At 69.0% G+C, this 26,263-nt stretch carries 25 protein-coding genes, 1 tRNA gene and 1 other RNA gene; 12 read left to right on the forward strand and 15 right to left on the reverse strand.

The annotated features are described in order from the left end of the window. Positions 1-186: 186 nt before the first annotated feature. Positions 187-1,092, reverse strand: coding sequence for an alpha/beta fold hydrolase (locus KBY81_RS07325; protein WP_254976096.1), 906 nt, complete (start codon positions 1,090-1,092; stop codon positions 187-189). Positions 1,093-1,170: 78 nt separating this feature from the next. Here KBY81_RS07325 and KBY81_RS07330 point away from each other — a divergent pair, with 78 nt between their 5' ends. Further along, positions 1,171-1,494 (forward strand): hypothetical protein, encoded by a 324-nt coding sequence (locus tag KBY81_RS07330; RefSeq protein WP_106223034.1) that lies wholly within the window; start codon positions 1,171-1,173, stop codon positions 1,492-1,494. Between the two features lie 13 nt (positions 1,495-1,507). Here KBY81_RS07330 and KBY81_RS07335 read toward each other — a convergent pair whose 3' ends face one another. Continuing rightward, positions 1,508-2,866, reverse strand: coding sequence for a cation:proton antiporter (locus KBY81_RS07335; RefSeq protein ID WP_254976097.1), 1,359 nt, complete (start codon positions 2,864-2,866; stop codon positions 1,508-1,510). A 161-nt stretch (positions 2,867-3,027) separates the two neighbouring features. On the opposite strand from KBY81_RS07335, the gene KBY81_RS07340 reads away from it, so the two are divergent. Beyond that, entirely contained in the window at positions 3,028-5,589 is a 2,562-nt protein-coding gene (locus tag KBY81_RS07340) for a glycogen/starch/alpha-glucan phosphorylase (protein WP_254976098.1), read from the forward strand. 41 nt (positions 5,590-5,630) lie between these two features. On the opposite strand, the gene KBY81_RS07345 is transcribed toward KBY81_RS07340, so the two are convergent. The 3 genes from KBY81_RS07345 to KBY81_RS07355 form a co-directional block, all read right to left on the reverse strand. Beyond that, positions 5,631-6,110, reverse strand: coding sequence for a hypothetical protein (locus KBY81_RS07345; protein WP_254976099.1), 480 nt, complete (start codon positions 6,108-6,110; stop codon positions 5,631-5,633). Positions 6,111-6,191: 81 nt separating this feature from the next. After that, entirely contained in the window at positions 6,192-6,509 is a 318-nt protein-coding gene (locus KBY81_RS07350; RefSeq protein WP_015109731.1) for a hypothetical protein, read from the reverse strand. An 89-nt stretch (positions 6,510-6,598) separates the two neighbouring features. After that, on the reverse strand, positions 6,599-6,850 hold the full coding sequence (locus tag KBY81_RS07355; protein ID WP_254971730.1) for a hypothetical protein: 252 nt from the start codon (positions 6,848-6,850) through the stop codon (positions 6,599-6,601). Positions 6,851-7,234: 384 nt separating this feature from the next. Between KBY81_RS07355 and KBY81_RS07360 the strand changes: the two genes are divergently transcribed. Further along, positions 7,235-7,966, forward strand: coding sequence for a hypothetical protein (locus KBY81_RS07360; RefSeq protein ID WP_254976100.1), 732 nt, complete (start codon positions 7,235-7,237; stop codon positions 7,964-7,966). Positions 7,967-8,166: 200 nt separating this feature from the next. Further along, complete coding sequence (locus KBY81_RS07365; protein ID WP_254976101.1) at positions 8,167-8,886, forward strand: hypothetical protein; 720 nt, start codon at positions 8,167-8,169, stop codon at positions 8,884-8,886. Positions 8,887-8,920: 34 nt separating this feature from the next. Here the strand turns inward: KBY81_RS07365 and KBY81_RS07370 are convergent. Then, positions 8,921-8,994 (reverse strand) — tRNA-Arg (locus tag KBY81_RS07370). Positions 8,995-9,083: 89 nt separating this feature from the next. Between KBY81_RS07370 and rnpB the strand changes: the two genes are divergently transcribed. Together rnpB and rnc are read left to right on the forward strand one after the other, a co-directional pair. Further along, positions 9,084-9,499: RNase P RNA component class A (rnpB, locus tag KBY81_RS07375), an RNA gene on the forward strand. Between the two features lie 11 nt (positions 9,500-9,510). Further along, positions 9,511-10,266, forward strand: a complete 756-nt coding sequence (rnc, locus tag KBY81_RS07380) for a ribonuclease III (protein ID WP_106222933.1) — start codon at positions 9,511-9,513, stop codon at positions 10,264-10,266. On the opposite strand, the gene KBY81_RS07385 is transcribed toward rnc, so the two are convergent. Beyond that, positions 10,244-10,423, reverse strand: a complete 180-nt coding sequence (locus KBY81_RS07385) for an NAD(P)H dehydrogenase subunit NdhS (RefSeq protein ID WP_106222932.1) — start codon at positions 10,421-10,423, stop codon at positions 10,244-10,246. The two genes, rnc and KBY81_RS07385, sit on opposite strands and share 23 nt — an antisense overlap. A gap of 184 nt (positions 10,424-10,607) precedes the next feature. On the opposite strand from KBY81_RS07385, the gene rimM reads away from it, so the two are divergent. Together rimM and KBY81_RS07395 are read left to right on the forward strand one after the other, a co-directional pair. Further along, complete coding sequence (gene rimM / locus KBY81_RS07390) at positions 10,608-11,123, forward strand: ribosome maturation factor RimM (RefSeq protein WP_106222943.1); 516 nt, start codon at positions 10,608-10,610, stop codon at positions 11,121-11,123. Positions 11,124-11,215: 92 nt separating this feature from the next. Next, positions 11,216-12,667 carry a mannose-1-phosphate guanylyltransferase/mannose-6-phosphate isomerase gene (locus tag KBY81_RS07395; protein ID WP_254976102.1) on the forward strand — a complete coding sequence of 484 codons (1,452 nt, stop codon included), beginning with the start codon at positions 11,216-11,218 and terminating at the stop codon, positions 12,665-12,667. A 179-nt stretch (positions 12,668-12,846) separates the two neighbouring features. Here the strand turns inward: KBY81_RS07395 and glmS are convergent, their stop codons facing one another. Together glmS and psaC are read right to left on the reverse strand one after the other, a co-directional pair. Then, entirely contained in the window at positions 12,847-14,745 is a 1,899-nt protein-coding gene (gene glmS, locus KBY81_RS07400; RefSeq protein ID WP_254976103.1) for a glutamine--fructose-6-phosphate transaminase (isomerizing), read from the reverse strand. Between the two features lie 75 nt (positions 14,746-14,820). Beyond that, the gene (psaC, locus tag KBY81_RS07405; protein ID WP_007099573.1) at positions 14,821-15,066 is read right to left on the reverse strand and encodes a photosystem I iron-sulfur center protein PsaC; all 246 of its coding nucleotides are present in this window, start codon (positions 15,064-15,066) and stop codon (positions 14,821-14,823) included. Between the two features lie 149 nt (positions 15,067-15,215). Between psaC and acpP the strand changes: the two genes are divergently transcribed. The 3 genes from acpP to tkt all read left to right on the forward strand — a co-directional run bounded on the left by acpP (position 15,216) and on the right by tkt (position 18,810). Continuing rightward, positions 15,216-15,458: an acyl carrier protein gene (gene acpP, locus KBY81_RS07410; protein WP_035833476.1), complete on the forward strand. Its 243-nt coding sequence runs from the start codon at positions 15,216-15,218 to the stop codon at positions 15,456-15,458. Positions 15,459-15,465: 7 nt separating this feature from the next. Further along, a complete protein-coding gene (gene fabF / locus KBY81_RS07415) occupies positions 15,466-16,713 on the forward strand; it encodes a beta-ketoacyl-ACP synthase II (protein ID WP_254976104.1) in 1,248 nt (415 codons plus the stop codon). Between the two features lie 78 nt (positions 16,714-16,791). Beyond that, positions 16,792-18,810: a transketolase gene (tkt, locus tag KBY81_RS07420; protein WP_106222928.1), complete on the forward strand. Its 2,019-nt coding sequence runs from the start codon at positions 16,792-16,794 to the stop codon at positions 18,808-18,810. A gap of 122 nt (positions 18,811-18,932) precedes the next feature. Here the strand turns inward: tkt and KBY81_RS07425 are convergent, their stop codons facing one another. Further along, on the reverse strand, positions 18,933-19,892 hold the full coding sequence (locus KBY81_RS07425; protein ID WP_106222927.1) for a glycosyltransferase family 2 protein: 960 nt from the start codon (positions 19,890-19,892) through the stop codon (positions 18,933-18,935). A 21-nt stretch (positions 19,893-19,913) separates the two neighbouring features. Here KBY81_RS07425 and KBY81_RS07430 point away from each other — a divergent pair, with 21 nt between their 5' ends. After that, positions 19,914-20,240, forward strand: coding sequence for a hypothetical protein (locus KBY81_RS07430; RefSeq protein ID WP_254976105.1), 327 nt, complete (start codon positions 19,914-19,916; stop codon positions 20,238-20,240). A 29-nt stretch (positions 20,241-20,269) separates the two neighbouring features. Here KBY81_RS07430 and KBY81_RS07435 read toward each other — a convergent pair whose 3' ends face one another. The 5 genes from KBY81_RS07435 to rfbG are packed head-to-tail and all read right to left on the reverse strand — an operon-like array spanning position 20,270 to position 26,263. Continuing rightward, positions 20,270-21,691: a hypothetical protein gene (locus tag KBY81_RS07435; RefSeq protein ID WP_254976106.1), complete on the reverse strand. Its 1,422-nt coding sequence runs from the start codon at positions 21,689-21,691 to the stop codon at positions 20,270-20,272. A 21-nt stretch (positions 21,692-21,712) separates the two neighbouring features. Continuing rightward, positions 21,713-22,771, reverse strand: coding sequence for an SDR family NAD(P)-dependent oxidoreductase (locus tag KBY81_RS07440; RefSeq protein WP_254976107.1), 1,059 nt, complete (start codon positions 22,769-22,771; stop codon positions 21,713-21,715). A gap of 5 nt (positions 22,772-22,776) precedes the next feature. Further along, positions 22,777-23,643: an NAD(P)-dependent oxidoreductase gene (locus KBY81_RS07445; protein WP_254976108.1), complete on the reverse strand. Its 867-nt coding sequence runs from the start codon at positions 23,641-23,643 to the stop codon at positions 22,777-22,779. Further along, positions 23,640-25,133 carry a lipopolysaccharide biosynthesis protein RfbH gene (gene rfbH, locus KBY81_RS07450; RefSeq protein ID WP_254976109.1) on the reverse strand — a complete coding sequence of 498 codons (1,494 nt, stop codon included), beginning with the start codon at positions 25,131-25,133 and terminating at the stop codon, positions 23,640-23,642. Before rfbH ends, KBY81_RS07445 begins: the two co-directional genes overlap by 4 nt. After that, on the reverse strand, positions 25,130-26,263 hold the full coding sequence (rfbG, locus tag KBY81_RS07455) for a CDP-glucose 4,6-dehydratase (RefSeq protein WP_254976110.1): 1,134 nt from the start codon (positions 26,261-26,263) through the stop codon (positions 25,130-25,132). Before rfbG ends, rfbH begins: the two co-directional genes overlap by 4 nt.

Consider the following 26,263-nt stretch of genomic DNA (forward strand, 5'->3'; position numbering starts at 1 on the left):
ACCGCCAGCATCGCCGCTCCCCGCAGCGCGTCGATGTCCGGCCGGTAGGCGAATCCCCCTCCCTTCCCGCCGGCTCCGCTCGCTGGGCCGCTTGCCGCGGCGGCGGCTCCGGTGCTTGTGACGGCGGCGATCAAACCGGCCCCCCTGTGTGGAGGGAAATGTACCGACCGGCAGCCGCCGCCGGGTTCAGCCGGCGGTCAGCGCGGCAACCGGGCTGGCCACCAGACCCGCCAGCCACTCCAGCAGGGCCCGGTTGACCTGGTCGGGCACCTCATCGTGGGGGCAGTGGCCGGCTTCGAGCACCACTTCGGTGGTGCGGGCCGGCGCATGCCGCTGGAAGCTGGCCCGGCGGCCGGCGGCGTTGATCCAGGGGTCGCGGATGCCCCAGAGCAGCAGCAGCGGCGCCGTGAGCTCGGCGAACAGTTCGTCGAGGGGCTGGCCGCGGGGGATGTCGAAGACGGTGCGGAAGACGCCGAAGGCCCCGGGGTCGCGGGAGGGGCGCAGGATCGCCTCCACCAGGGCGTCATCGACGTTGGTGCGGTCGATGTACACCTGATTCAGGGTGCGGCGCACGGTGGCGGGGCGGCGCATGTTCTCGAACAGCAGGCGCTGCAGCACGGGGCTGCGCAGCAGGGCCGGGCCGATGGTGCGGCGGGCGATGGCCCCCCAGCCCAGCGGCGGCGCCTGCTCGTCGCTGAAGGGCCCGGCGGCATTGAGCAGGGCCACGCCGGCGGCCCGCTCGCCGAGGGCGGCCCCGGCGGCGAGGGCGGCGAAACCGCCGAGGGAGTTGCCCACCAGCACGGTGGGGCGGCCGATGCGCTCCTCCACGTAGGCGCAGAGCTGGTCGCGCCAGAGGGCACCGCCGTAGGAGAGGCCGGCGGGCTTGGCGCTGCGGCCGAAGCCGAGCAGATCGATGGCATGGACCTCATGGGTCCGGGCCAGCACGGGGATGTTGAACCGCCAGTGGTCGGTGGAAGCGCCGAAGCCGTGCACCAGCAGGATCGCCGGCCCGGTGGGCTGCTCCGGAGCCGCCCGCAGGGCATGCACCCGGTGGCCCAGGAACGACCAGGAGGTCTCGGGTGACGAAGCCATGAACGCAGCGGTGGCGCAATGAGGGACGATGCTAGGAAGCGCGGCCAGTGCGCGGCCCTGCCCCCTGCGCCTGCCGCCATGCCCGACGCCTTCAGCCTCTCCGACCTGAGCCCGTTGCTGCCGGGGATCGCCCTCTGGGCCCTGGCCCTGTATCTGCCTCTGAGCGTTCCCCTCGCCCGGCTGGAGCAGGCGCTGGCCGACGCCTCTCTGGAAGAGGGGCTGCAGCAGCTGGTGCTGGTGGGCGGCAGCCTGCTGCTCGCCCTGGCGGTGGGCCTGGGGGTGGAGCTGCTGCTCAGCTGGGCCCTGGGCCCGGGCTGGGCCGGCAGCCTGGGCCTGATTGCCGTGCTCGGCGGCCTGTCGATCGGCCTGGCGGCCCGACGGGACGACGACCGCAGGTCCTGAGGCGGCGAGGGGATCAGGCGGCCTGCTCGGCCGGGGTCTCCGCCGGGTCGGCAGGAACCTCGACACCGCTGAGGGCCAGCCGCAGCAGCAGGGGCGCCAGGAAGGTGGTGCCGATCACCATCAGCAGGATGGCCGCCTCCAGGGGCGCCGAGAGGATGCCGGCCTGGCTGCCCAGCCCCAGGAAGATCAGGCCCACCTCCCCGCGGGGCATCATCCCCAGGCCCACCACCAGACGGTTGGTCTTCTCCTTGCTGAGGTAGCTCCAGCCAGCGGCCACCTTGCCGGCGATCGCCACCACCAGCAGGAACAGGGCGACCACCAACCCTTCCCGGTTGTCGGGGTTGAGGGGATTCATCACCGACAGGTCCAGGGAACTGCCGATCAGCACGAAGAAGACGGTGGCGAACAGGGCCGCCAGGGGCTTCACCGACTGCTGGATGGCTTCGGTGTGCTTGGAGGCGCTAAGGATCAGACCGGCGGCGAAGGCCCCGAGGGCCGCCTCAAGGCCGATCGCCTCGGCGACGAAGCAGCACAGACCCAGCACCACGAAGCCGGCCACCGCCACCTCCCCCGGTGCCCTGAGCCGGTCAAGGACCCAGTCGAAGACGGGGGCGGCCGTGCGGCTCAGGAACAGGGCCACCGCCACGAACACCGCCGCCGCCAGCACCAGCTTCAGGATCGGACCGGCGGAAAGCACCCCGTCACCGGCCAGAGCCACCACCACCGCCAGGATGACGATGCCGAAGATGTCGTCGAGCACGGCGGCACCGATGACGGTCTGGCCCTCCCGGGTGCGGAGGAATCCGAGTTCCCCGAAGACGCTGGCGGTGATGCCGATGCTGGTGGCGGTCATCGAGGCGCCCGCGAACACCGCCGGAAACAGGGGCACATGGAACAGGAGGTAGAGCCCCGCCGTGCCCATGGCGAAGGGCAGCACCACGCCGGTGAGGGCCACGGTGGTGGCCTGGCGACCCACGGCCATCAGTTCGTCGAGTTCACTCTCCAGGCCCGTGAGGAACAGCAGGGCGTAGAGACCGAGCCTGGCGGTGGCCTCCAGGGAGGGGAAGCTCTCGGCGTAGATCGTGGCCACGGCCTCCGGGCTGACCCCGGCACAGGCGCCGATCAGCTCGAGCATGCCCTGGTTGAGCTGGGCGTGGACCTCCGGTGGCAGGATCAGGTGCAGACCGGTGACGCCGACCAGAACGCCCGCCAGCAGTTCCCCGAGGATCGTGGGCAGACCGAGGCGCACCATCAGCTCCGCCAAGGCCCGGGCCGCCAGAAAGATGACCAGGTAGCGCCCCACCTGAAGCAGGGTTTCCACCGTCTCGATCTGGGTGTTGCCGACCTCGAGCAGCAGGCTGGGCGCGACCATGAAGGGATGCACGGGCCATCGGACGCTAGGGGCGTTGGCGTTGATCACGTGTGCCGTTGCTGATCTCCCAACAGGCCGCTCAGGAGGAATGGCAACCACCGCTACGGTCTTGGGACGCACGGCAAGACCTGTGCCCGAGGGACCACCGCGCGCCGACCGCCATGACCGACCAGCAACCCCGCAACCTGAGCCTGCCGACGCCCGGGTGCTTCGCGGATCCCGATCGCAGCGGCCTGACGGCGACGGACGTGTTCGAGGGCATGACCGAGCACCTCTTCTACACGCTCGGCAAGCTGGCCCCCAGCGCCAGCCGCCACGACCTTTACATGGCGCTCAGCTACGCCGTGCGTGACCGGCTGATGACCCGCTACCTGGCGGGCATCGAGGCCATCGGCTCCAACCCCAAACGGATCGTCGCCTACCTCTCGGCCGAATTCCTGATCGGTCCCCAGCTCGGCAACAACCTCCTGATGCTGGGCATCCAGAAGGAGGCCGCCGAAGCCCTGCGCCAGTTCGGCATCAACGACATCGAGGAGATCCTCGACGTGGAGGAGGAACCGGGACTGGGCAATGGCGGCCTGGGTCGTCTGGCCGCCTGCTTCCTCGAATCCCTCGCCACCCTCGAGATCCCGGCCACCGGCTACGGCATCCGCTACGAGTTCGGCATCTTCGACCAGCTGATCCGCGACGGCTGGCAGGTGGAGATCACCGACAAGTGGCTCAAGGCCGGCTGGCCCTGGGAGATTCCCCACCCCGACCAGGCCTGTTTCGTGGGCTTCGGTGGCCACACCGAGAGCTACCGCGACCAGCACGGCGCCTACCGGGTGCGCTGGATCCCCGCCGAGCACGCCATCGGCGTCCCGCACGATGTGCCCGTGCTCGGCTATCGGGTGAACACCTGCGACCGGCTGCGCCTCTGGCGCGCCGATGCCACCGAATCCTTCGACTTCTACGCCTTCAACAGCGGCGACTACTACGGCGCCGTGGAGGAGAAGGTGGGCTCCGAGACCCTCTGCAAGGTGCTCTACCCCAACGACGGCACCGCCAAGGGCCGCCAGCTGCGCCTCAAGCAGCAGCACTTCTTCGTCAGCTGCTCGCTGCAGGACATGATCCGCAGCCTCGATGCCCGCGGCATTCCCGTCCAGGAGTTCCCCGAGCACTGGGCCATCCAGCTCAACGACACCCACCCCTCCATCGCCGTCGCCGAGCTGATGCGGCTCCTGCTCGACGACAAGCATCTCGAGTGGGACAGCGCCTGGGCCATCACCACCGCCTGCCTCTCCTACACCAACCACACCCTCCTGCCCGAGGCCCTGGAAAAGTGGGGCCTCGATCTCTTCGGCTCCCTGCTGCCCCGCCATCTCGAGCTGATCTTCGAGATCAACCGCCGCTTCCTCCAGCAGGTGCGCCTCAAGTACCCCGGCAACGACGCCGTGCTGCGACGCCTCTCGATCATCGATGAGGCCGGCGACAAGGCCGTCCGCATGGCCCACCTCGCCACCATCGGCTCCCACCACGTCAACGGCGTCGCCGCCCTCCACAGCGCCCTGGTCAAGCAGGACCTCTTCCCCGAGTTCGCCGCCCTCTGGCCCGAGAAGTTCACCAACGTCACCAACGGCGTCACCCCCCGGCGCTGGGTGGCCCTGGCCAATCCCCAGCTCTCGGCCCTGCTGGATGCCTCAATCGGCGACGGCTGGGTGCGCAACCTGGACGAACTGCGCCAGCTGGAGCGCTACGCCGACGACAGCGGCTTCCTGGAGCACTGGGGAGCCACCAAGCTGTCGGTGAAGCGCCATCTCACCCACTACATCCATCGCCACACGGGCGTGCTGGTGGATCCCGCCTCGATGTTCGACGTGCAGGTGAAGCGCATCCACGAGTACAAGCGCCAGCACCTCAATGCCCTCCAGGTGATCGCCCAGTACCTGCGCATCAAGAACGGCCTCGCTGACGGCATGGCCCCCCGCACCGTGATCTTCGGGGGCAAGGCCGCCCCCGGCTACGCCATGGCCAAGCTGATCATCCGCTTCATCAACGGCATCGCCGACGTCGTCAACGCCGATCCCGACATGGACGGCCGCCTGCGCGTCATCTTCCTCGCCGACTACAACGTCAAGCTCGGGGAGCGGGTCTATCCCGCCGCCGACCTCTCCGAGCAGATCTCCACCGCCGGCCTCGAGGCCTCCGGCACCGGCAACATGAAATTCATGATGAACGGCGCCCTCACCATCGGCACCCTCGATGGCGCCAACGTCGAGATCCGTGAGCAGGTGGGCGATGACAACTTCTTTCTCTTCGGTCGCACCACCGAGGGCATTGCCGAACTCAAGCAGCAGGGCTACCGGCCCTGGGAGCTGATCGGCTCCACCCCGGAGCTGCCGGAGGTGCTGCACCTGATCGAGAGCGGCCACTTCAGCAACGGCGACAAGGAGCTGTTCCGCCCCCTGCTGGAGAACCTCACCGGCCGCGACCCCTTCTTCGTGCTGGCCGACTTCGAGGCCTACCTGAAGGCCCAGCAGGACGTGAGCGACGCCTGGAGCGACCGTCCGCGCTGGAACCGGATGTCGCTGCTGAACACCGCCCGCAGCGGCCTGTTCTCCTCCGATCGCTCGATCCGGGAGTACTGCGAACGGATCTGGCAGGCGGAGGAGTTCCCCGTGACCATCACCTGCGAGATCGATGAAGCTCCGGCTAAGGGCCGCCGGCTGCCGGCGGCGCCGTGAGGGTGGCCCGGTGAGGCTGGCCTGAGGCGGACCGGGGGGCTTCAGCCGCCCCGGTGATCGGGCAGGTCGGGTGTCTGGTGCAGCAGGCGGTTGAGGCGCAGCCGGTCGGCGTTGAGGGGATCGGGGGCGAGCTCACCGGCCACCTCCCGGAAGGTCTGCTCGACGGGCTCAGGCACCCGCACATCGAAGATGCGCTCCATCAGGGCCTCGATGGAGAAGAGGTGGGCGTTGATGTTCTCCAGGTCGGCCATGGCCTGCTGAATCGCCTCCTGCTCCGCGGGCACCTCGGCACCGGCCTCGGCTGGGACGGCGTCCGGGGCTGCGGGGGTGGGGGGGGCGTCACCGTCGCCGTGCTGCTTCTGGAGCTCCTCCAGCACCCGGCCGGCGAGGGTGCGGAACGACTGCAGCGCCGCCCAGTTCAGCTCCTGCTGCTGACGCAGGCTGGGATTTTCTCGGATCAGCCGGTCGTGTTCCCGATAGAACCGCTGGCAATCAGGACATTGGCAGGGCTCTTCTGGCACCGCGTCCCTTCTTTCATTCAATGGTCATCATGGCACCGACCGGGAGCAGCGGAGCAAAGAGCGGCGCAGGAGCGCAACCGCTCAGGCGGCCATCGGGTCCTGATCGGGCTGGTCGCCGTCCTCCTGGAGCAGCGGCAGGGGAATCTCGATCGAGCTGACCACCTGGATCACATCGCGCAGGCGCATCGAATCGGCGAACCAGCCCATGGCCTGCTCCACATCGCCGCGACGCTCGGCATCGCCGGCCTGCTCCTCGTGGGCATCGGCCAGGAGGGCCAGCCAGCAGAGGCAGCGGGCCTGCACCACCGAAAGATCAAGGTCATCGGGGTGGCTGTGGGCGATGGATTCGCTCTCCTGCTGCACCAGCAACCGCAGGCGCAGGTCGTGAAGCTGGGTCATCCACTGCTGACGACTGGGGCCACGCTAGCGGGAGCGTTCATTTTGGGAAGCCCACCAGCGGTAGCGCTCGTTACGGGGACAGCGAAGCGTCAGTTGCCGGCGTAGGCGATGCCCGCCTCCACCTCGGCGATGGCCTGATTCACCAGGGTGATCGCCCGATCGCGGTGGCCACCTTTATTAGGAGCCGCCATCTGCAGGGACGACCGGGCGCTGAACAGCGCATTGAGGGCGTTCTGCATGTTGGGCTGCTGGGCGACGGCGACACCCGAGGCGACGACCGCACCGGCAAGGAAGGCGACGGGGGTGGCCAGCCAGGGGGAGAGCAGGGGACGGGGGGCCATGGGTCTGGAAGCTGGGGATTTGGAATTTTGGGCTTCCCAGGGCGAAGCTTCTGCCCACCCTGGGAAGCCAGAATCGACTGATGGTGCAGCCTCAGGCCAACACACTGGACAATGGTGAAGACCTGAACGGCATGGGCGGAAAGCCATGGCTCGCTGGACCCACCAGTCGTCTCGCGAATTCTCCTGATCAGCACTGGCTTCCCTCACCGTAAGCACCCCTTGCCAAGGACCGCGGTGCCGACGCCCTGACAAAGATGAAGATCCGGTGACAGGACGCCTTAAGGATTACTCAGATTTGTGGTATGGTTCCAACGTTGGCCAAGTTTGCCTTTGTAGGTGCTTGGGCCACTCCCCGTCCCCAGCGCCCAACCACCCCTCCAAACCATGACGACCACTCGATTCCGCTTCAAACCGGCTCTCGTTGCCAAAGCTGGTGTCCTGGCCGCCGCCGCCGCTCTCTCCCTGCAGGCCGGCGAGTCCAAGGCTCAACAGGCCCCTGGCGACAAAATCTCTTGCCTGGTGTCCGCCGTCCTTGGAGGCACCTGCAACAACGGTGACCCTCTGACCATCGGCGACAAGACGCTGAGCGGCCTCAGCTTCAACGGGTTCACCCCCGGTGCTCTTGACAGCATCCTCTTCACCCAGATCACGCCTGTCTTCTACCAGCTGCAGTACAACTTCGACCCCCAAGCCCAGTCCAACATTTCCGGCTCCGTCGGCTACACCATCAGCATCACCCCCGCCGGTCTTGCTGCTGGAAACGAGTTCCTGGCTGCCCAGGCCAACATCACTGGAGGCAACCTGCTGGGTGGCGGCTTCACCACCACGATCACGTCGGCGGCGCTCCCCGCTCCGCTGACCGCCACCTCACTGAGCAACCCCAGCACCTCCGGGTTGTTCCTTGACAACACCGTGGCTGCCACCTTCACCCAGACGTTTGCCGCCAACGCCCCTGCCGGCCAAGGCCCTTCCACCATCAACAGCTTCGGCATCCAGTTCACCCAAACCAAGCCCTCCACCGACACCAACGTTCCTGGCCCGCTTCCGATTCTCGGTGCCGGTGCCGCTTTCGGTCTCTCCCGCAAGCTCCGGAACCGCATCAAGCAGGTTGCCTGATCCCCGTTCCCGGGTATCCACCAACCTTCTCCAACCCAGCCTCCCCTTCCAAGGGGGGGCTTTTTTTTGCAAGCCTTTTTATCGCCTTCCGACAAGACCCAAACGCCACGGAAGGTTAATCTGGGCACGCTTTCCTGACTTCCTACCCTGATGAACCCCAGTCTGCTGAGGAGCCTGACGTGATGGACCCGACGAAAAGCATGGGCAGCGCCATCAGGCGGCCTGCCGTCATCGCCTCCCGCTGGTTCGCCCTGGTGGGCTGGGTGTTGATCGGTTCCGCTCTCACGGGCCTTCTGTTCTCCTCACTGCCGGTGAAGTTGATCGATCCGGCCTGGCAGTTGCGCCTGATCAGCGCCATCCTCGCCAGCAGCACCTTTCTGTTGCTGGGCATCCTGCTGGTGTGCGGTGCGGTGTTCCTGAATGAAAGGAATCAGCAGCTGCTGGAGCAGGCCGGCCTGCTCCGCAGGTTGGCGGGGTGGTTTGCCGTTCTGCTCCTGATCATCATCCCATTTCAGTTCTATGCCGGCCACCGGGCCAATGGGGCCGTTCAGGCGAAAGAAAATCAGAGTATTCAGCTGATCAAGCGAATCATCCGGGGGGCGACAGCCGCCAACAACGAAGAGGAACTGCGCAGTTTCCTGGGCAGTCTTCCCACGCCTCCCCCGTTGCCAGCACGTTTTGATGCACCCTTTCCGGAAATCAAGAAGCGTCTGATCAGCAACTTTGACAGTCAGCTGAACGCGGCCAATTTTCAGGCCGGAGAATTACGCCGCCAGCGGCTGGAACAGTTCATCGGCGAGGCCGTGCGCAACTCCGTCCTGGCCATCCTGATGGCGATTGGCTTCAGCGGCATTGCAGAAAAAGAAGGGCCCCTTTTCGGCATGTTCCGGCGCCTTGGCCTCTTCCGCTACAGGGACTAGGACCGTCCGGGTTCTCTCGACCGACAAGCGGAAACGGGGCTGGCGGGACTCGAACCCACGACCTACGGTTTAGGAAACCGTCGCTCTATCCGGCTGAGCTACAGCCCCTGGACGGGCATGGAGGAGGGGTATCCCTGCCACACGCGTGACCACTTTAGGGCTGGGCCCGGCCCCTCAGACTCCTAGTCTTAGGGCTGGAAAGCAGGCGAGGTGATCGCGATCGGTGCGGTGCGGCCTTCGGGCCGGCGCCGCGGCCGGTTGAGGAAAGTCCGGGCTCCCCAATGGCCAGGCCTGCTGGGTAACGCCCAGTGCGGGTGACCGTGAGGACAGTGCCACAGAAACACACCGCCGATGGCCCGGGCTTGCCCGGCGCACAGGCAAGGGTGCAAAGGTGCGGTAAGAGCGCACCAGCGGCATCGAGAGGTGCCGGCTCGGTAAACCCCGGCTGGGAGCAAGGCCCAGGGACAGCGGTTGGCCATCTTCCCCGTCCCGATTCCCATGCGCCGCTCGAGGCCGCCGGTGACGGCGGTCCCAGACAGATGATCACCCCCCCAACCGACGGTCCGCCGCCGGCTGGGGAGAACAGAACCCGGCTTACGTCCTGCTTTCCCCTCTTGCCCCGCGATGACTCCCCAGCGCCGCCAGCAACTCCTGGCCTTTCTGGAGAGCCTCGGCTTCGGCGCCGCCGATGGCCTGATCCCGTCCGACCCGGCCGCCGCGGAGGTGGCCCTCGAGACCCTGGATGAGGCCCTCACCCACAGCTCCACCGGCCTGCCCCGCCACCACGACCGGCTGGAGTTCCTCGGCGACGCGGTGCTGCGGCTGGCGGCCGCCGAGTTCCTGCACCGGGAGCACCCGGCCCTGGGTGTGGGCGACACCTCCGGTTTGCGGGCCCAGCTGGTGTCCGACCGCTGGCTGAGCGAGCTGGCCCGCAGCATCGCCCTGGAGCCCGTGCTGCTCATGGGGCCGATGGCCGCTGGCGACCGGGCCGGCCGCTCCACCGTGCTGGCCGAATGCGCCGAGGCCCTGGTGGGCGCCATCTACACGGTGGGGGGCGGTCCCCAGGGTGGACTGGTGGCCGTACAGCGCTGGCTCGCCCCCCACTGGCGGGGCAGCGCCGCCGAGCTGCTGGCCGACCCGGCACGTCACAACTGGAAGTCGGTGCTGCAGGAGTGGAGCCAGGGCCAGGGGAAAGGCCTGCCCCTCTACCACTGCCTGGAGCGCAGCCGTGTGCATGGGGACCCGGAACGCTTCGAATGCCGGGTGGAGGTGGCCGATCTCAGCGGGGAGGGCCGGGGACGCTCCCGCCGGGAGGCGGAGCAGCAGGCGGCCCGGGCGGCCCTGGCGGCCCTCGCCCTCAGGCCTGCTCCAGGGTGCTGAGGGGCACGGTCACCAGCTTGTCCCAGTTGCCGCCCTCGAACAGCACGGCGGCCATCGCCCCGCTGATGCGCTGCACGAAGCCCTGGTAGCCGTTGTAGATGGAGCGGGTATCGCGCACCACCACGGTGGAACCGGGCAGGATCGGGCTGCTGGCCATGGCGGATGCCCCTGGGGGACCATCAAGTGGGGACATTATCGATGCCCGGGCGCCCCGGTGGAGCCCCTGACGGGTGCCCGCGGGCACCGCACCGGGCCGTGACGCGATGATGCCCGGCGACGGAAGCGATCAGGCCGTGGCCGACACCAGCGACGAGGGGCCAGGGGCCGACCCGGGCGAGCTCATGGCCGTGGGGAAGGTGGTGGCGGCCCAGGGGATGGGCGGCGACGTGCGCCTGCTGCCCCTGAGCGACTTCCCCGAACGGTTCACCCGGCCCGGTCCCCGCTGGCTGCAGGCCCCCGGGGGCGCCCCCCGGCCTGTGCGGCTGCTGGCCGGCAGGCCCGTGCCGGGCAAAACCCTGTTCGTGCTGCGCCTTGAGGGCATCGGCGATCGCAACGCCGCCGAAGCCCTGGTGGGGCAGCACCTGCTGGTGTCGGCCGCCGACCGGCCCACCCTGGGGCCGGGGGAATTCCACCTCCTCGATCTGGTGGGACTCCAGGTGCGGTTGCTCCAGGATCCCCAGGCGACGATCGGCACCGTGACCGACCTGATCCACGGGGGCAACGACCTGCTGGAGGTGGAGCTCAGCGACGGCGGCCGGCGGCTGCTGATCCCCTTCGTGGAGGCGATCGTGCCGGAGGTGAACCTGGCGGAGGGCTGGATCGGCCTGACGCCGCCGCCCGGACTTCTGGACCTCTGAAACTGTCCGGGGTGCACCCCGACGCTGACGGCCGGGGCCGGCTCCGGTTGAATGGGCCCGTCTGATGGTCCTGCGGGACAGCTGCCGCCGCGATGGCTACCCCCTCCCTGGTCCCGGTGATTCTCTGCGGCGGCACCGGCACCCGCCTCTGGCCCCTGTCCCGGGCCAGCTATCCGAAGCAGTACTGGCCCCTGGCCGGCAACAGCGAGGACACCCTCCTGCAGCAGACCCACCAGCGCCTCCAGGGGCTGCCGGACCTGGCGCCGCCGTTGCTGATCTGCAACGAGGACCATCGCTTCATCGTGGCCGAGCAGATGCGCCAGATCGGCGTGGAGCCGGCGGCGATCCTGCTGGAGCCGGTGGGGCGCAACACCGCCCCGGCGGTGGCGGTGGCGGCCCTGCAGGCCACCGTCCGGGGTGAGGACCCCCTGCTGCTGATCCTGGCGGCCGATCACGTCATCCGCCGGGCCGCGGACTTCCGCGCCACCGTGGCCGCCGGCATGGCCGCCGCCACCGCCGGCCAGCTGGTCAGCTTCGGCATCGTGCCCACCAGCCCGGAGACGGGCTACGGCTACATCGAGGCCGCCGAACCCCTGGCCGCCACGCCCGTACCGATCGCCCGCTTCGTGGAGAAGCCCGACCGGGCCACCGCCGAGGCCTTCCTGGCCACCGGCCGCTTCACCTGGAACAGCGGCATGTTCCTGTTCCGCGCCAGCGCCATCCTGGAGGAGCTGGATCGCTTCGTGCCCGAGGTGGTGAGCGCCTGCCGCACCGCCCTTGAGCATGACAGCGCCGACCTGGAGTTCCTGCGGCTGGAGCGGGAGGCCTTCGCCAGCGGCCCCAGCATCGCCATCGACGTGGCGGTGATGGAGCGGACCGACCGGGGCGTGGTGCTGCCCCTCGATGCCGAGTGGAGTGACGTGGGCAGCTGGGGGGCCCTGTGGGAGACCTCGGAGCAGGACCCGGAAGGGAACGTGCTGCGGGGTCGGGTGATCAGCGAGGGCAGCCGCAACTGCTACCTGCGCAGCGAGCACCGCCTGGTGGTGGGGCTGGGGGTCGAGGATCTGGTGGTGGTGGAGACCGACGACGTGGTGCTCGTGGCCCACCGCGACCGGGCCCAGGAGGTGAAAGGCATCGTCGGCCGGCTGGAGCGGGACGGGGCTCCGGAAAGCCGGGCCCACCGCCGCATCTACCGCCCCTGGGGCCACTACGACGGGGTGGTGGAAGGGGAGCGCTGGCAGGTCAAGAAGATCTCGGTGAAGCCCGGCGCCAGCCTGTCCCTGCAGATGCACCACCACCGGGCCGAGCACTGGGTGGTGGTGCGGGGCACCGCCGTGGTGGAGAAGGACGGAGTGGAGGAGCTGGTGGGCGAGAACCAGAGCACCTACATCCCCCTCGGCGCCCGGCACCGCCTCACCAACCCCGGCAAGATCCCCATGGAGCTGATCGAGGTGCAGAGCGGCCCCTATCTCGGGGAAGACGACATCGTGCGCTTCGACGACCGTTACGGTCGCAGCGACGCTCCAGCCCCTGTGCCGAGCTGAGGGCGTCGTCCTCGGGCGGCGCCCTCAGCTCGGCACAGGAACTGGGCGCGAGAGGGAGGCCGCCGATTGCTCTCGGGGCCATTCCCTCCCGGGAGGGTGTCGGGCCAGTGACGTCCGAAGGTGGGCGTTGCCCGCTCCAGCGGGCTCGCCCACCGCAGGGCGTCACCGGCCCGACACCCTCACTCGACAGTGACGCTCTTGGCGAGGTTCCTCGGCTGATCGACGTCCAGGCCCCGGTGGGCGGCGATGTGATAGCTGAGCAGCTGCATCGGGATCACCGTCAGCAGGGGGCTGAGCAGCTCGTCCACCTCCGGCAGGGGCAGCAGCACATCGAACAGTTCGGTGTCCGGGCAGGCGGGTGCCACGCCGATCAACTGGGCGTCGCGGGCCTTGGCCTCCTGGGCGTTGGAGAGCACCTTCTCGAAGACGGTGCCCGGCACGGCGATCGACACCACCGGAACGCGGGCGTCGAGCAGGGCGATCGGGCCGTGCTTCATCTCCCCCGCCGGGTAGCCCTCGGCGTGGATGTAGCTGATCTCCTTGAGCTTCAGGGCCCCCTCCATGGCGATCGGGTAGTTGATGCCCCGCCCCAGGAAGATCACGTCCTGGGTGTCGGCGAACAGGTGGGCCAGCTCGGCGCAGCAGCGGTCATGGTCGTCGACCAGCCGCTGCAGCACGGCGGGCAGGGCACGCAGCTGCTCCGCCAGCTCCCGCAGCTGGGCGGGGGTGCGGCCGCCGCCGAGGGGATGGGCCGTGCCGCCGCGACGTTCGGCGAAGGCCAGGGCCAGACCGTAGAAGGCCAGCAGCTGGCCGAGGAAGGTCTTGGTGGCGGCCACCCCCACCTCGATGCCGGCGCCGATGTCGAGCAGGTGGGGCACCAGGCGGCCCAGGGAGCTCTCCGGGCGGTTGGTGATGCCCAGCAGCCGGGGGGCGTAGGCCGGATCGGCGATCAGGAAGCGCCGGTCCTGCTCCATCGCCAGGGCGGCGAGGGTGTCGGCCGTCTCGCCGGACTGGGTGACGCCGATGGTGAGCGTGTGGGGCTCCAGCGGCGGCGGGGCATAGCGGAACTCACTGGCGTAGAACACCGACGTGGGCAGCCCCGCCAGCTGCTCCAGCAGATGGGCCCCCACCTGGGCCGCATGGCGGCTGGTGCCGCAGGCGAGGATCTGGATCCGCTCCACCCCCTCGTAGACGGACTCGTCGAGGGGCAGGGCCACCAGGGCCCCCTCCGGCAGATGGCGGGCCACCCACAGGGCCACCGTCTCGGGTTGCTCGTGGATCTCCTTGTGCATGAAGTGGCGGAAGCTGCGCTTGTCCGCCACGTGCTCGGTGCCCACCAGCAGCGTCGGGTTGCGCTGCACCCGGGCTCCCTGTCCGTCGTAGAGCTCGATCCCCAGCGGCGTGAGCAGGGCCACCTCGCCGTCCTCCATGGGCAGGATCGTGCGGGTGAAGCCCGCCAGGGCGGGAGTGTCGCTGGCGCAGAGGAACTCCCCCTCCCCCAGGCCGATCAGCAGCGGCGCCTGCCGCCGGGCCACCACCACGGCCCCGGGCACCGCCGCCCAGACCACCGCCAGGGCATAGGCCCCGTGCAGCAGGGGCAGCACGTGCTGCAGGGCCTCCAGCAGCAGCGCCGGTGAGGCACCGGCCCCCTCGGCCTGCCGCTGCCGCAGCCGGCGGGCGATCAGGTGGGGAATCACCTCGGTGTCGGTGTCGGAGCGGAATTCCACCCCCTCGGCCTGCAGCTCCTCCCGAAGACTGCGGTGGTTCTCGATGATGCCGTTCTGGACCACGGCCAGCTGGCCGCTGCCATCGAGGTGCGGATGGGCGTTGCGCTCCTCCGGCTTGCCGTGGGTGGCCCAGCGGGTGTGGCCGATGCCGCACTGGCCCGGGGCGCCCCGCTCCTCGAAGCGGGCCGTCAGGTTGACCAGCTTGCCCTCGGCCTTGAGGCAGTGCAGGCCGGCCCCGTCAACGGTGGCGATGCCGGCGGAGTCGTAGCCGCGGTACTCCAGCTGGCGCAGGCCCTCCAGCAGCTGGGGGGCCGCCTCCCGCGAGCCGATCAGGGCAACGATGCCGCACATAGAGAGTTAGGCCAAAAAAAAGCCCGGCGCAGGCGCCGGGCATGAGCTTATGGGAGGGATGCGACAGCGCCGGGCTCAGTAGGCCAGGCCCATGGAGCGGCTGGTCTCGTCGCCGAGGTAGACGCGGATGCTCAGGAAGTCGGTGGGGCAGGCGGTTTCGCAGCGCTTGCAGCCGACGCAGTCTTCGGTGCGGGGCGAGGAAGCGATCTGGCCGGCCTTGCAGCCGTCCCAGGGAACCATCTCGAGAACGTCGAGGGGGCAGGCACGGACGCACTGGGTGCAACCGATGCAGGTGTCGTAGATCTTGACGGCGTGGGACATGCCAGGGCCGGGAACGAACGGCGAGGTGCCCAAAGTACCCACACCGTTCCGGCGCAGGGCGACAGCGGCCGCCGGCCGTCACCCTTGTTCATACGCGGAAAGGGCCCGAACGGGGCGACCCGTAGGATGCTGCCTCCCTCACAGCAGCCATGTCCCAGGAAGCGATCTTCGAGAAAGTCCGGTCGATCGTTGCCGAACAGCTCAGCGTGGAGGCTGACGAGGTCAAGCCGGAATCCAATTTCCAGAACGACCTGGGAGCCGATTCCCTCGACACCGTCGAGCTGGTGATGGCCCTGGAGGAAGCCTTCGACATCGAGATCCCCGACGAGTCGGCTGAAGGGATCACCACGGTGGGTGACGCCGTCAAATACATCCAAGAGAAGCAGGCCTGAGGCGTCCATGGTGGAGGGTCTCCGCCGCGTCGTCGTCACCGGCCTGGGCGCGGTCACACCGATCGGCAACAACGTCGCGGATTACTGGGAGGGGCTGATCAGCGGCCGCAATGGGGTGGCGCCGATCACCCTGTTCGATGCCTCCCGCCATGCCTGCCGTTTCGCCGCCGAAGTCAAGGACTTCGACACGGCCGGCTGGCTGGAGCCGAAGGAGTCGAAGCGCTGGGATCGCTTCTGCCAGTTCGGGGTGGTTGCGGCCAAGCAGGCGGTGGCCGATGCCGGCCTGACCATCGACGACGGCAACGCCCAGCGCATCGGGGTCGCCATCGGCTCCGGCGTGGGGGGGCTGCTGATGATGGAAACCCAGGCCCACGTGCTGGCCGACCGCGGTCCCGACCGGGTCAGCCCGTTCTGCGTGCCGATGATGATTCCCAATATGGCCACCGGGCTGGCGGCCATCGCCATCGGCGCCCGGGGCCCCAGCAGCGCCGTGGCCACGGCCTGCGCCGCCGGCTCCAACGCCATCGGCGATGCCTTCCGTCTGATCCAGATGGGCCTGGCGGACGCCATGGTCTGCGGCGGCGCCGAGTCGGCGATCACCCCCCTGGGGGTGGCCGGCTTCGCCAGCGCCCGGGCCCTGTCGTTCCGCAACGATGATCCGGCCACGGCGAGCCGCCCCTTCGACGCCGAGCGCAACGGCTTCGTGATCGGCGAGGGGGCCGGCGTGCTGGTGCTCGAGAGCCTCGAGCACGCCACGGCCCGGGGAGCCCGGGTGCTGGGGGAGATCGTCGGCTACGGCATGACCTGCGACGCGTACCACTACACCCTCCCGTCTCCCGGCGGCGTGGGGGCGGCGGAGGCCATCCGCCTGGCCCTGGCCGATGCCCGGCTGGAGCCGGAGGCGGTGGATTACGTCAATGCCCACGGCACCAGCACCCAGGCCAACGACAGCAACGAGACCGCCGCCATCAAGTCGGCGCTCGGAGCCCACGCCATGACCATCCCGGTCAGTTCCACCAAGTCGATGACCGGCCACCTGCTGGGCGGCAGCGGCGGCATCGAGGCCATCGCCGCGGTGCTGGCGGTGGCCCACAACCTGGTACCGCCTACGATCAACTACAGCACGCCCGATCCCGCCTGCGATCTGGATGTGGTGCCCAACCAGGCCCGGGAACACAACGTCAACGTCGTGCTTTCCAACTCCTTCGGATTCGGCGGCCACAACGTCTGCCTCGCCTTCCGCCGGATGACCTGACCACCCGGCGCGCCAGAGCGCACCGGGCCACCCATCCCAGGAACACCTCTCCTCCTCCCCGTACTCCCCCGTCAAGCCATGGTCGCCGCCCCCACCACCCAGGTCGATAGCCACGTAGAGACGCTCTGCATCAACAGCATCCGCTTCCTGGCGGTCGACGCGATCAACAAGTCCAACTCGGGGCACCCCGGCCTGCCGATGGGCTGCGCACCGATGGCCTTCTCCCTCTGGGACAAGGTGCTGCGCCACAACCCCAAGAATCCGCAGTGGTTCAACCGCGACCGCTTCGTGCTCTCGGCCGGCCACGGCTGCATGCTGCTGTACGCGCTGCTGCACCTCACCGGCTACGACAGCGTGACCCTGGAGGACATCAAGCAGTTCCGCCAGTGGGGCTCCCGCACCCCCGGCCACCCGGAAACCTTCGAGACCCCCGGCGTTGAGGTGACCACCGGGCCCCTGGGGCAGGGCATCTCCAACGCCGTGGGCCTGGCGATCGCCGAAGCCCACCTGGCGGCCAAGTTCAACAAGCCCGACGCCACCATCGTCGACCACTACACCTACGTGCTGATGGGTGACGGCTGCAACCAGGAGGGCGTCTCCAGCGAGGCTGCCTCCCTGGCCGGCCACCTGGGTCTGGGCAAGCTGATCGCCCTCTACGACGACAACCACATCACCATCGACGGCAACACCGGCGTGTCCTTCACCGAGGACGTGCTGAAGCGCTACGAGGCCTACGGCTGGCATGTGCAGCACGTCGAGGACGGCAACACCGACGTGGCGGCCATCACCCGGGCGATCGAGGCGGCCAAGGCGGTCACCGACCGTCCCAGCCTGATCAAGGTCACCACCACCATCGGCTACGGCTCCCCCAACAAGGCCAACACCGCCGGCGTGCACGGGGCCGCCCTCGGGGCCGAGGAGGCCGAGCTCACCCGCCAGCAGCTGGAGTGGAGCTATGGCGCCTTCGAGGTGCCCGAGCCCGCCTATGAGCACTGGCGCCAGGCCATCCAGCGCGGTGCCGCCGCCGAAGCCTCCTGGAACGAGAGCCTGGCCGCCTACCGCAGCCGCTACCCCGCCGAGGCGGCCGAATTCGAGCGGATGCTGCGTGGTGAGCTGCCCGAGGGCTGGGATGCGTCCCTGCCGGTGTTCACCCCCGAGGACAAGGGCCTGGCCACCCGCCAGCACTCCTACAACGCCCTCAACGCCTTCGGCCCCAGCCTGCCCGAGCTGATCGGCGGCTCCGCCGACCTCACCCACTCCAACCTCACCGACATCAAGGGCGAGGCCAGCTTCCAGAAGGGCCATGAAGCCAACCGCTACCTCCACTTCGGGGTGCGGGAGCACGCCATGGCGGCCGTGCTCAACGGCATCGCCTACCACAACAGCGGCCTGATCCCCTACGGCGGCACCTTCCTGGTGTTCGCCGGCTACATGATCGGCGCCATGCGCCTGTCGGCCCTCTCCCAGCTGGGCGTGATCTACGTGCTCACCCACGATTCGATCGGCCTGGGCGAAGACGGCCCCACCCACCAGCCGGTGGAGACCCTCGCCAACCTGCGCGCCATCCCCAACCTGCTGGTGATCCGCCCCGGCGACGGCAACGAGACGGTGGGGGCCTACAAGGTCGCCGTCACCAACCGCAAGCGCCCCACGGTGCTGGCCCTGAGCCGCCAGGCCATGGTCAACCAGGCCAACTCCGCCGCCGACAAGGTGGCCAAGGGGGGCTACATCCTGAACGACTGCAGCGGCACCCCGGACCTGATCCTGATCGGCACCGGCACCGAGCTCGACCTCTGCGTCAAGGCCGCCGCCCTGCTCACCGCCGAAGGCAAGGCCGTGCGGGTGGTGTCGATGCCCTGTGTGGAGCTGTTCGAGGAGCAGGACGCCGCCTACCGCGAGTCGGTGCTGCCCGCCGCCGTGCGCAAGCGGGTGGTGGTGGAGGCCTCCAGCTCCTTCGGCTGGCACAAGTACACCGGCTTCGACGGCGCCAGCGTCTCGATCGACAGCTTCGGTGCCTCCGCCCCCGGCGGCGTCTGCCTGGAGAAGTTCGGCTTCACCGTCGACAACGTGGTGGCCACCGCCAAGGCCCTGGGCTGAGCCCGGCGGGCGGGGGCCACTTCGAGGCCGACCCCGATCCGCTGATCTCCCACGGTTGCCGGGCCTGCGGGCCCGGCTTTTTCGTGGCCGAGCCGCCGCCGCGGCGCCGCCGCCGACCCCCCTCAGGCGGCCCGGCTGGGCACGTTGTGGCGACTGCGCTCCACCACCAGGGGCAGGCGCAGGGTGCGCTGGTTGATGAAGCCGATGTATTCGCCCAGGATGCCGAGGGCGAACATCATGGCGCCGGCGAAGAACAGCGCCGAGACCGACAGCATGGCCACACCGAACTGGAAGCTGTTCCAGAAGATCAGCTTGCTGACCATCACCACGAACGACAGCAGGATGGAAAGCGCCCCGAGGGACAGGCCGGCGGTGGTGATCAGCCGCATCGGCTTGCGGGAGGAGGTGACGATCCCGAGCACGCCGAAATCCACCAGGAACGACAGCGACGCGGAGCTGCTGCCGCCCTTGCGGTCGGCACTCACATAGGGAATGGTGGACCATTTGAAGCCGATGGCGCACACCAGGCCCTTGATGAAGGGATAGGAGTCGATCGACTGGCGCAGGGCCACGATCACGGAGCGGTCGTAGATGCCGAAACCGGTGGTATCGCGCACCATCGGATAATCGGAAAGCCAGGAGAGAGTGGCGTAGTAGATCTTCTTGCAGAGGAAGAGGATCGGGCTCTCATGGCTGGAGCGGCGCACGGCGAAGATCACCTGGTCGTCGCCTTTCTTCCAGCCGTTGATCAGCTCCGCCACCAGCTCGGGGGGATCCTGCAGATCCGACATCAGAAACACATTGGCGTCGGCATCGGGCGCGAGCAGGGCATTGGCCGAGGAGCGCACGAAGCCGAAGTTCGAGACATTGCGGATCAGGCCAACGCGGGAATCCCTTGCCGCTAGGCCCTCGATCAGCTGCACCGTGTGGTCGGTAGAGCAGTTATCGGCAAAAACGATCGAGAAAACGTCGTCGGGAAACTGCTCAAGAACCTTGGCGAGCCTCACATAGAGCGCTTCGATATTGGAGGACTCGTTGTAACAGGGAATGCAGATGGCGATATGATGCGGCGATCTCGTCATGGGCTAATGTTGTCAAAAAGCATGCTGCAGGCAGTGTATCTTTTGGCTGCCGTTCTTGCGGCATGCCTGGGCCAATTCATCTTGCGGATCCGTCCACCGGCTGAAGGTGTCCGCACCGGCGCGCTCTACCTGGCGGCCTCGCTTGTTTGCTATGGCGCCTCCTTCGGAATCACCGCCCTGGTGCTGCCCTCCGCCGACCGAAAACTGGCGGTGCTGATGCTGAGCCTGCAGTATCCGCTGCTGTATGTAGTGTTCTCACTCAAGGATGCCGCCGCCCTGCCGCCGGCCAGCGTGATGGCGATCACCCTCGGCTACGCCATCGTCGCCGTCGGCATGTTCGGCCGTTAGGGACTTGCCGGCTTCAGAAACCCTGGGCTTCAGGAAGGCACGCTGCAGAGTCGTGCCATCTGCCGCTCACCCAGCTGGAAACTCCACATCGGTCCGCCATAGATGTGGGTGAGCTTCGGGTGGGGCCATCGGCACTGCTCGCCGAGCTGCTCGGCATAGTCGAGCGTCCGCATCTCTCCGGAGGGGGTCATCACCTCAATGGGCCTCGGGACGACGTTGTTGTGATAGAAGACCAGCGTCAGCACCAGCCAGACCGCCATGGCACGGCAGGCGGTGCTGCGGCGGCTGCGGCGCTCCCGCACCAGCAACACGAAGGCGATCAGCAGCACCGACAGGAACAGGACGGTGTTCCAGTAGAAGAAGCGCCCGCCGGCATCTTCGATCACCACCAGTTTCAGGTCAACGCCGCGGCGGGTGGCCACCAACAGGCTGGACAGGGAAAGCACCAGGGTGGAAAAGATCCCCAGATAGAGCAGGCCCGGCTGCCCCATGGACCTCGTCACCACCCGCAGGGCCAGCAGCACCAGGGCCAGGGCCACCAGCACGGCCAGCAGCTGCAGGGGATCGGGCAGTCCCCGCAGAAGCCACCAGGGCTTGTAGCCCCCCAGCAGCGGGGCGATCAGGTGGACGGTGAACCAGTCGAGCAGCAGGGCGGGCCGTCCCAGCAGGGTCCTTAGGGCCTCGGCCGTCGACAGGGGGTAGGTGGTCTGCAGCTGGGAGAAGTAGAGCTGCAGGGAGGAGAGCAGCACCGGCAGGCTCAGCCACAGGGGCCGCAGCGGCAGGTGGCGGCGCCGCAGGCCATCGAAGATCAGCAGCGGAATCGTGTAGATGGCCATGAACGGGCCGGTGAAGGCCGCCACCAGCCCGTAGAGAAACAGCAGACCCCGCAGGGCCGCAGGCCAGGGGGGCTCCGGTCGGCCGCTGCCCTGCCGGGCCACCGCGCCGTAGGCGATCAGGATGAAGCCGAGCGGGAAAAAGATGTAGGCATTGGGCAGGTTGAGATAGGTCTCGCCGGCATAGGGGTGATAGACGTAGGGGATGTAGGCCACCCGCATCAGCGGGCCGAACACCCCGGCACCGATGAGGCCCTCGACGCTGATCAGGGGCAGCAGCCACGACACCCAGGCCACCAGCAGAAAGAAGCCGGGATAGGCCAGCGGCGAGAGGTGGTTCACGGCCGTCAGGGCGCTGATCCGCTGCAGGAGATGGCTGTAGCCGGCATACAGCTGCACCAGCGATCCGGCGCCCTGGTCGATGGCCTGCTGCAGGAAGATCGCGCCATCCTCCGCGTAGAGGGTGGGCGCCAGGGAGACCGAGGGACGCCGCAGGTGGTACCCGAGGGCACAGAGGCCGATCAGGGCGGCGGAGACGAGAAAGCCGTGCAGCCGGGGGGGCAGCCGCTGTTCCGCGGACTGGCGGAAGCGCTGGATCGTGGGGAAAACGTTCGCCATGGGTGCGCGCAACGGCTCCGCTCAGGCCGCCATCAGGTGGGTGTCAGTCCAGGCGAGCATGCGGCTGACGCCGTCGCGGCAGGAGATGGCCGGCGACCAGCCCAGGAGCCGCCGGGCCTTGGCGATATCGGCGATGAAGCAGTCCTGGTCGCTGGCGCGGCGGGGGGTGGGGGTGAACACCAGCGGCGGAATGGCCAGCAGCTCGGCGAGCAGGGCGAACAGCTCCAGCAGGCTGAGGGAGTTGGCGGCGCCGCCGCCGATGTTGAAGATCTCGCCGGTCATCCGCTCCCGGTGCGCATAGGCGGCCCGGTAGAGGCGGATCAGGTCGTCGGCGTGGAGCACATCGCGCACCTGTTTGCCGGTGCCGGCGATGGTGAAGGGCTCGGGGGCCAGGCCGGCCTGATGGGCGCGCTTCTGCTCGATCGCCTTCTGGCAGAACCAGCCCACCCAGCCCTGGTCGAAGGAGGCGAACTGGCGGCCGCCGAAGATCGAGGAGTGGCGGAACACCACCGTTTTCAGGCCGTAGACCCGGGCCCAGTCGCGGACGTACTGGTCTGCGGCGCCCTTGGAGCAGCCGTAGGGGGTGGAGAAATCCAGCCCCAGGGACTCATCGAGGCCGTCGGGGTGGTCGGGCAGGCGGTAGCGGGTGGGGGTCTCCTCGTAGCGCAGCCCCTCCAGATCGCCGTAGACCTTGTTGGTGCTGCTGTAGGCGATCAGGGCCTCGGGGGAGAGGGCCCGGGCGGCCTCGAGCACGGCGAAGGTGCCGAGGACATTGGTCTGCAGGTCGCGGGCGGGATCGGTCAGGGAGGTGGTCATCGCCACCTGGCCGCCCACGTGGCAGATGTAATCGAAGGGGGCGTGGCGGCGGAACACGGCCAGCACGGCCTCGGTCTCGGCCAGGTCGGCCTGGATGAAGTGGAAGCGCCCCGGGGCGGCCTGCTGCTCCAGCCAGGCCAGGTTGGCCGCCGAACCGCGCCGGAACAGGGCATCCACCACGATCACCTCGGCCCCTTCCTGCAGGTAGGAGGCGGCGAGGTTCGAACCCAGAAAGCCGCAACCGCCGGTGATCAGGACCTTCATCGACATCAGGGCAGAGGGGGCGCGGGGAGCCTCAAACCAGCCAGGTCCGGAACGTATCGCTCGATCTGATCGGGGCGGTCGGGAAGCACACCGGGGCGCAATCTACCGGTCGCCCCCAGGCGCTCCCATTCCGCTTCGGCGAAGGCCAGCAGGCTGGTGGCGGCCCCCGAGCCGATGTTCACCACCAGGGGCACGCCGGCGGCCACATCGGGCCGCGTGCAGGCCGCCAGCAGGTGGTCGGCCACCTCGGCGACGGGGATGAAATCGCTGATCTGGCGGCCGGAGGTCATGGGGAAGTCGTCACCGGAGCGGGCCGCACGGCGCAGGGACGGCCAGACATTGCCCTCGAACTGGCCCTCGCCGTAGGCCGAGAAGATGCGGCCGTAAAAGAGCTCCAGCTCCCGGGCGATGGCGAAGGCCCGCAGCAGCTGGAAGGCCGCCGCCTTGCTGGCGCCGTAAGGGCTCAGGGGCTCCAGGGGGGCGTCGGGGGGGATGGCCTCGTAGCGGCGGGCGGCGTTGCCGTACTCGTGGCTGCTGCCGGCCACGACGCAGCGGCGCACCCCCGCCTCCGCCGCCCGCTCCAGCAGCCGCAGGCTGCCGGCCACGTTGGCCTGCACCAGCTCCTCCCAGCTGGCGGGCTTGGGGCTCACCCCGGCCGAGGCCAGGTGCAGCACCGCCTCCACGCCCTCCAGCGCCGAGGCCTCCAGGCTGGCCAGATCCCCCTGGCACCATTCGGGCTCGCCGGGCAGGGGGATCACCGGGGCGGAGGCGGGGCTGCGGCGCAGGGCCCGCACCTGGTGGCCCGCCGCCAGGGCCGCCGCCAGCACGTGGGAGCCGATGAAGCCGGTGCCGCCGGTGAGGAACAGCCTCATCGGCTGCGGCAGAAGTCGAGGATCACCTGGATCTCCCTGGCCAGCATCGGGGCCGTCAGGCCCGGGTAGGTGCCGAGGAACAGGGTGTCGACCATGATCGCGTCGGCGCCGGCCAGGTCGCCCACCACCCGCAGGGCGTCGGGGCGGTCGGCGCGCAGCTGCACGAAGGCCGGCTGGCGCACCAGGTTGCCGCCGAACAGCATGCGGTTGCCGATGCGGTGGGCATCGAGCTCCCGGGCCAGGTCGGTGCGGCGGAAGGGGGCGTCGGGTTTGACGGAGATCTTGAAGCCGAACCAGGAGCAGTCGGTGCGGCAGCCGCTGGCGTCCCAGGAGAAGCCGGCCTGCGGATCCCAGCCGGTGGCGTGGGTGGGCAGGGAGAACTCCAGCACGGGCTCGGTGGCTACCAGGCCTTCGCGCAGGGTCTGCCAGTTGCGCTTGCGGGCCTCGATGAACTCGGGCAGGCGGCGCAGCTGCACCCGGCCGATGGCGGCCTGGGGATCGAGCGGTTTGAGGTTGAAGCCGAGGTGGCTGTAGATGTACTTGTGGTCGTAGCCGGCGGGCAGTTCGCCCAGCTGCCAGTCGAAGCGCTTGCCGCAGGTGTCGTCCTTGCCGGAGGGGCACCAGCAGTCGCGGCCCCAGTCGCGGAAGCTCTCGGCCACCACCTTGAGCTTCTGGTCGCGGACGATGTTGACGGCGCCGCCCTCGCCCATGGTGAGGTGGTGGGGCGGGTAGAAGCTCTGGGTGCTGATGTCGCCCCAGGTGCCGGTCCAGCGGATGACACGGTCGGGGCCCTCATCGAGGCCGGGGCTGTTGTCGCTGAAGCCGAGGGATTCGGCCAGCTCCCGGGGCATGGAATAGGAGCACCCCAGGGCGTCGCAGTTGTCCTCCACCAGGTAGAGGTCGTGGGCGCGGCAGAAGCGCAGCACGGCCGCCAGGTCGAAGGGGTTGCCCAGGGCGTGGGCCATCATCACGGCCTTGGTGACGCCGGGGGTGAAGGCGGCCTCGAGCTGGTCGCAGCGGGCGTTGCCGGTGACCGGATCGGCGTCGATGAACACCGGCACGGCGCCCACCTGCAGGATCGGCGCCACGGTGGTGGGGAAGCCGGCGGCCACGGTGATCACCTCATCGCCGGGGCGCAGACGCCGCTCGGCGGGCAGGCGGTGGGAGGTGAGGGCCGAAATGGCCACCAGATTCGCCGAGGAGCCGGAATTGACCAGCAGGCTGTGGCGCACCCCCAGGAAGGCCGCCAGTTCGCTCTCCATGGCGGCGCCTTCGGTGCCGAGGGTGAGCCAGAAGTCGAGGGTGGTGCCCACGGCCGCTTCCACCTCGTCTTCGGTGAAGACCCGGCCGGCGTAGGGGATCGTCTGGCCGTCGGCGTGGGGGGTGCGATCCGGGTCGTCGCCGGGGCGGTGGGCGGCGTGGGCGCGGCGGGCGTAGTCGCGGGTGAGCCGCAGGATCTCCTGCTTGAGCTGGTCGAGGTCGGCGGTCATGGGGTGGATCGGCCCGGCGGGAGAGGAGCGAGATAGGCGGTGAGGTCGTCGAGGCAGCAGGCCAGCGGGTCGTCGCCCGCCTCGATCACGCGGCGATACCACTGAAGCGTGCGGGCGGTGGTGGTCGCGAAGTCCCAGCGGGGCGACCAGCCGAGGCGGTGGTGGGCCTTGTCGACCACAAGATTCAACAGACCGGCCTCGTGGGGGGCGCTGGGATCGGAGGCATCGATCCAGGTGCCGGACCAGTGGGCCAGGGCCTGCTCCACCAGCTCCCGCACGGGCCGGTTGGCCTCCAGCTGGGGTCCGAAATTGAAGGCTTCGGCCATCGCCATGCCATCGGAGGGTTCGGCGAGGGCCTCGGCCAGGGCCAGGTAGCCGCCGAGGGGTTCGAGCACGTGCTGCCAGGGGCGGGTGGCGCCGGGGTTACGCAGGGTGATGGGCTCACCGGCGCGCAAGGAGCGGACGGTGTCGGGAATGATGCGGTCGGCGGCCCAGTCGCCCCCGCCGATGACGTTGCCGGCCCGGGCACTGGCCAGGCGCAGGTGGGGCGACTGGTGGGGCAGGCTGCCGCAGTAGCTGGCGCGCCAGGAGCTGATCGCCAGCTCGGCGGCGGCCTTGCTGCTGCTGTAGGGGTCGTGACCGCCGAGGGGGTCGTTCTCCCGGTACCCGTAGAGCCATTCGTTGTTGCGGTACACCTTGTCGGTGGTGATCAGCACCGCGGCGCAGGGATGGGCCAGGGGCCGCAGGGCCTCCATGAGATGGATGGTGCCCAGCACGTTGGTGTCCCAGGTGAGCACCGGCTCGGCGTAGCTGCGCCGCACCAGGGGCTGGGCCGCCAGGTGCAGCACCACCTCCGGCTGCACGGCGGTCACGAGTTCGCGGAGGGCGGCCGGATCGCGCAGATCACCTACGTGGTGGTCGAGGCGGGAGGCGAGGCCCAGCTGGTCGAACAGGGAGGGGTCGGTGTCCGGCGCCAGGGCGAAACCGGTGACCTGGGCGCCGAGTTCGCAGAGCCAGAGGGCCAGCCAGCTGCCCTTGAAGCCGGTGTGGCCGGTGAGGAGCACCCGTTTGCCCTGCCAGAAGGCGGAATCGGGCCGCTGCCAGGCCCGCCGGGGGGAGGCGCTGGCCAT

The sequence above is a fragment of the Cyanobium sp. Lug-B genome (assembly GCF_024345635.1).
GTDB lineage: Bacteria > Cyanobacteriota > Cyanobacteriia > PCC-6307 > Cyanobiaceae > Cyanobium > Cyanobium minutissimum.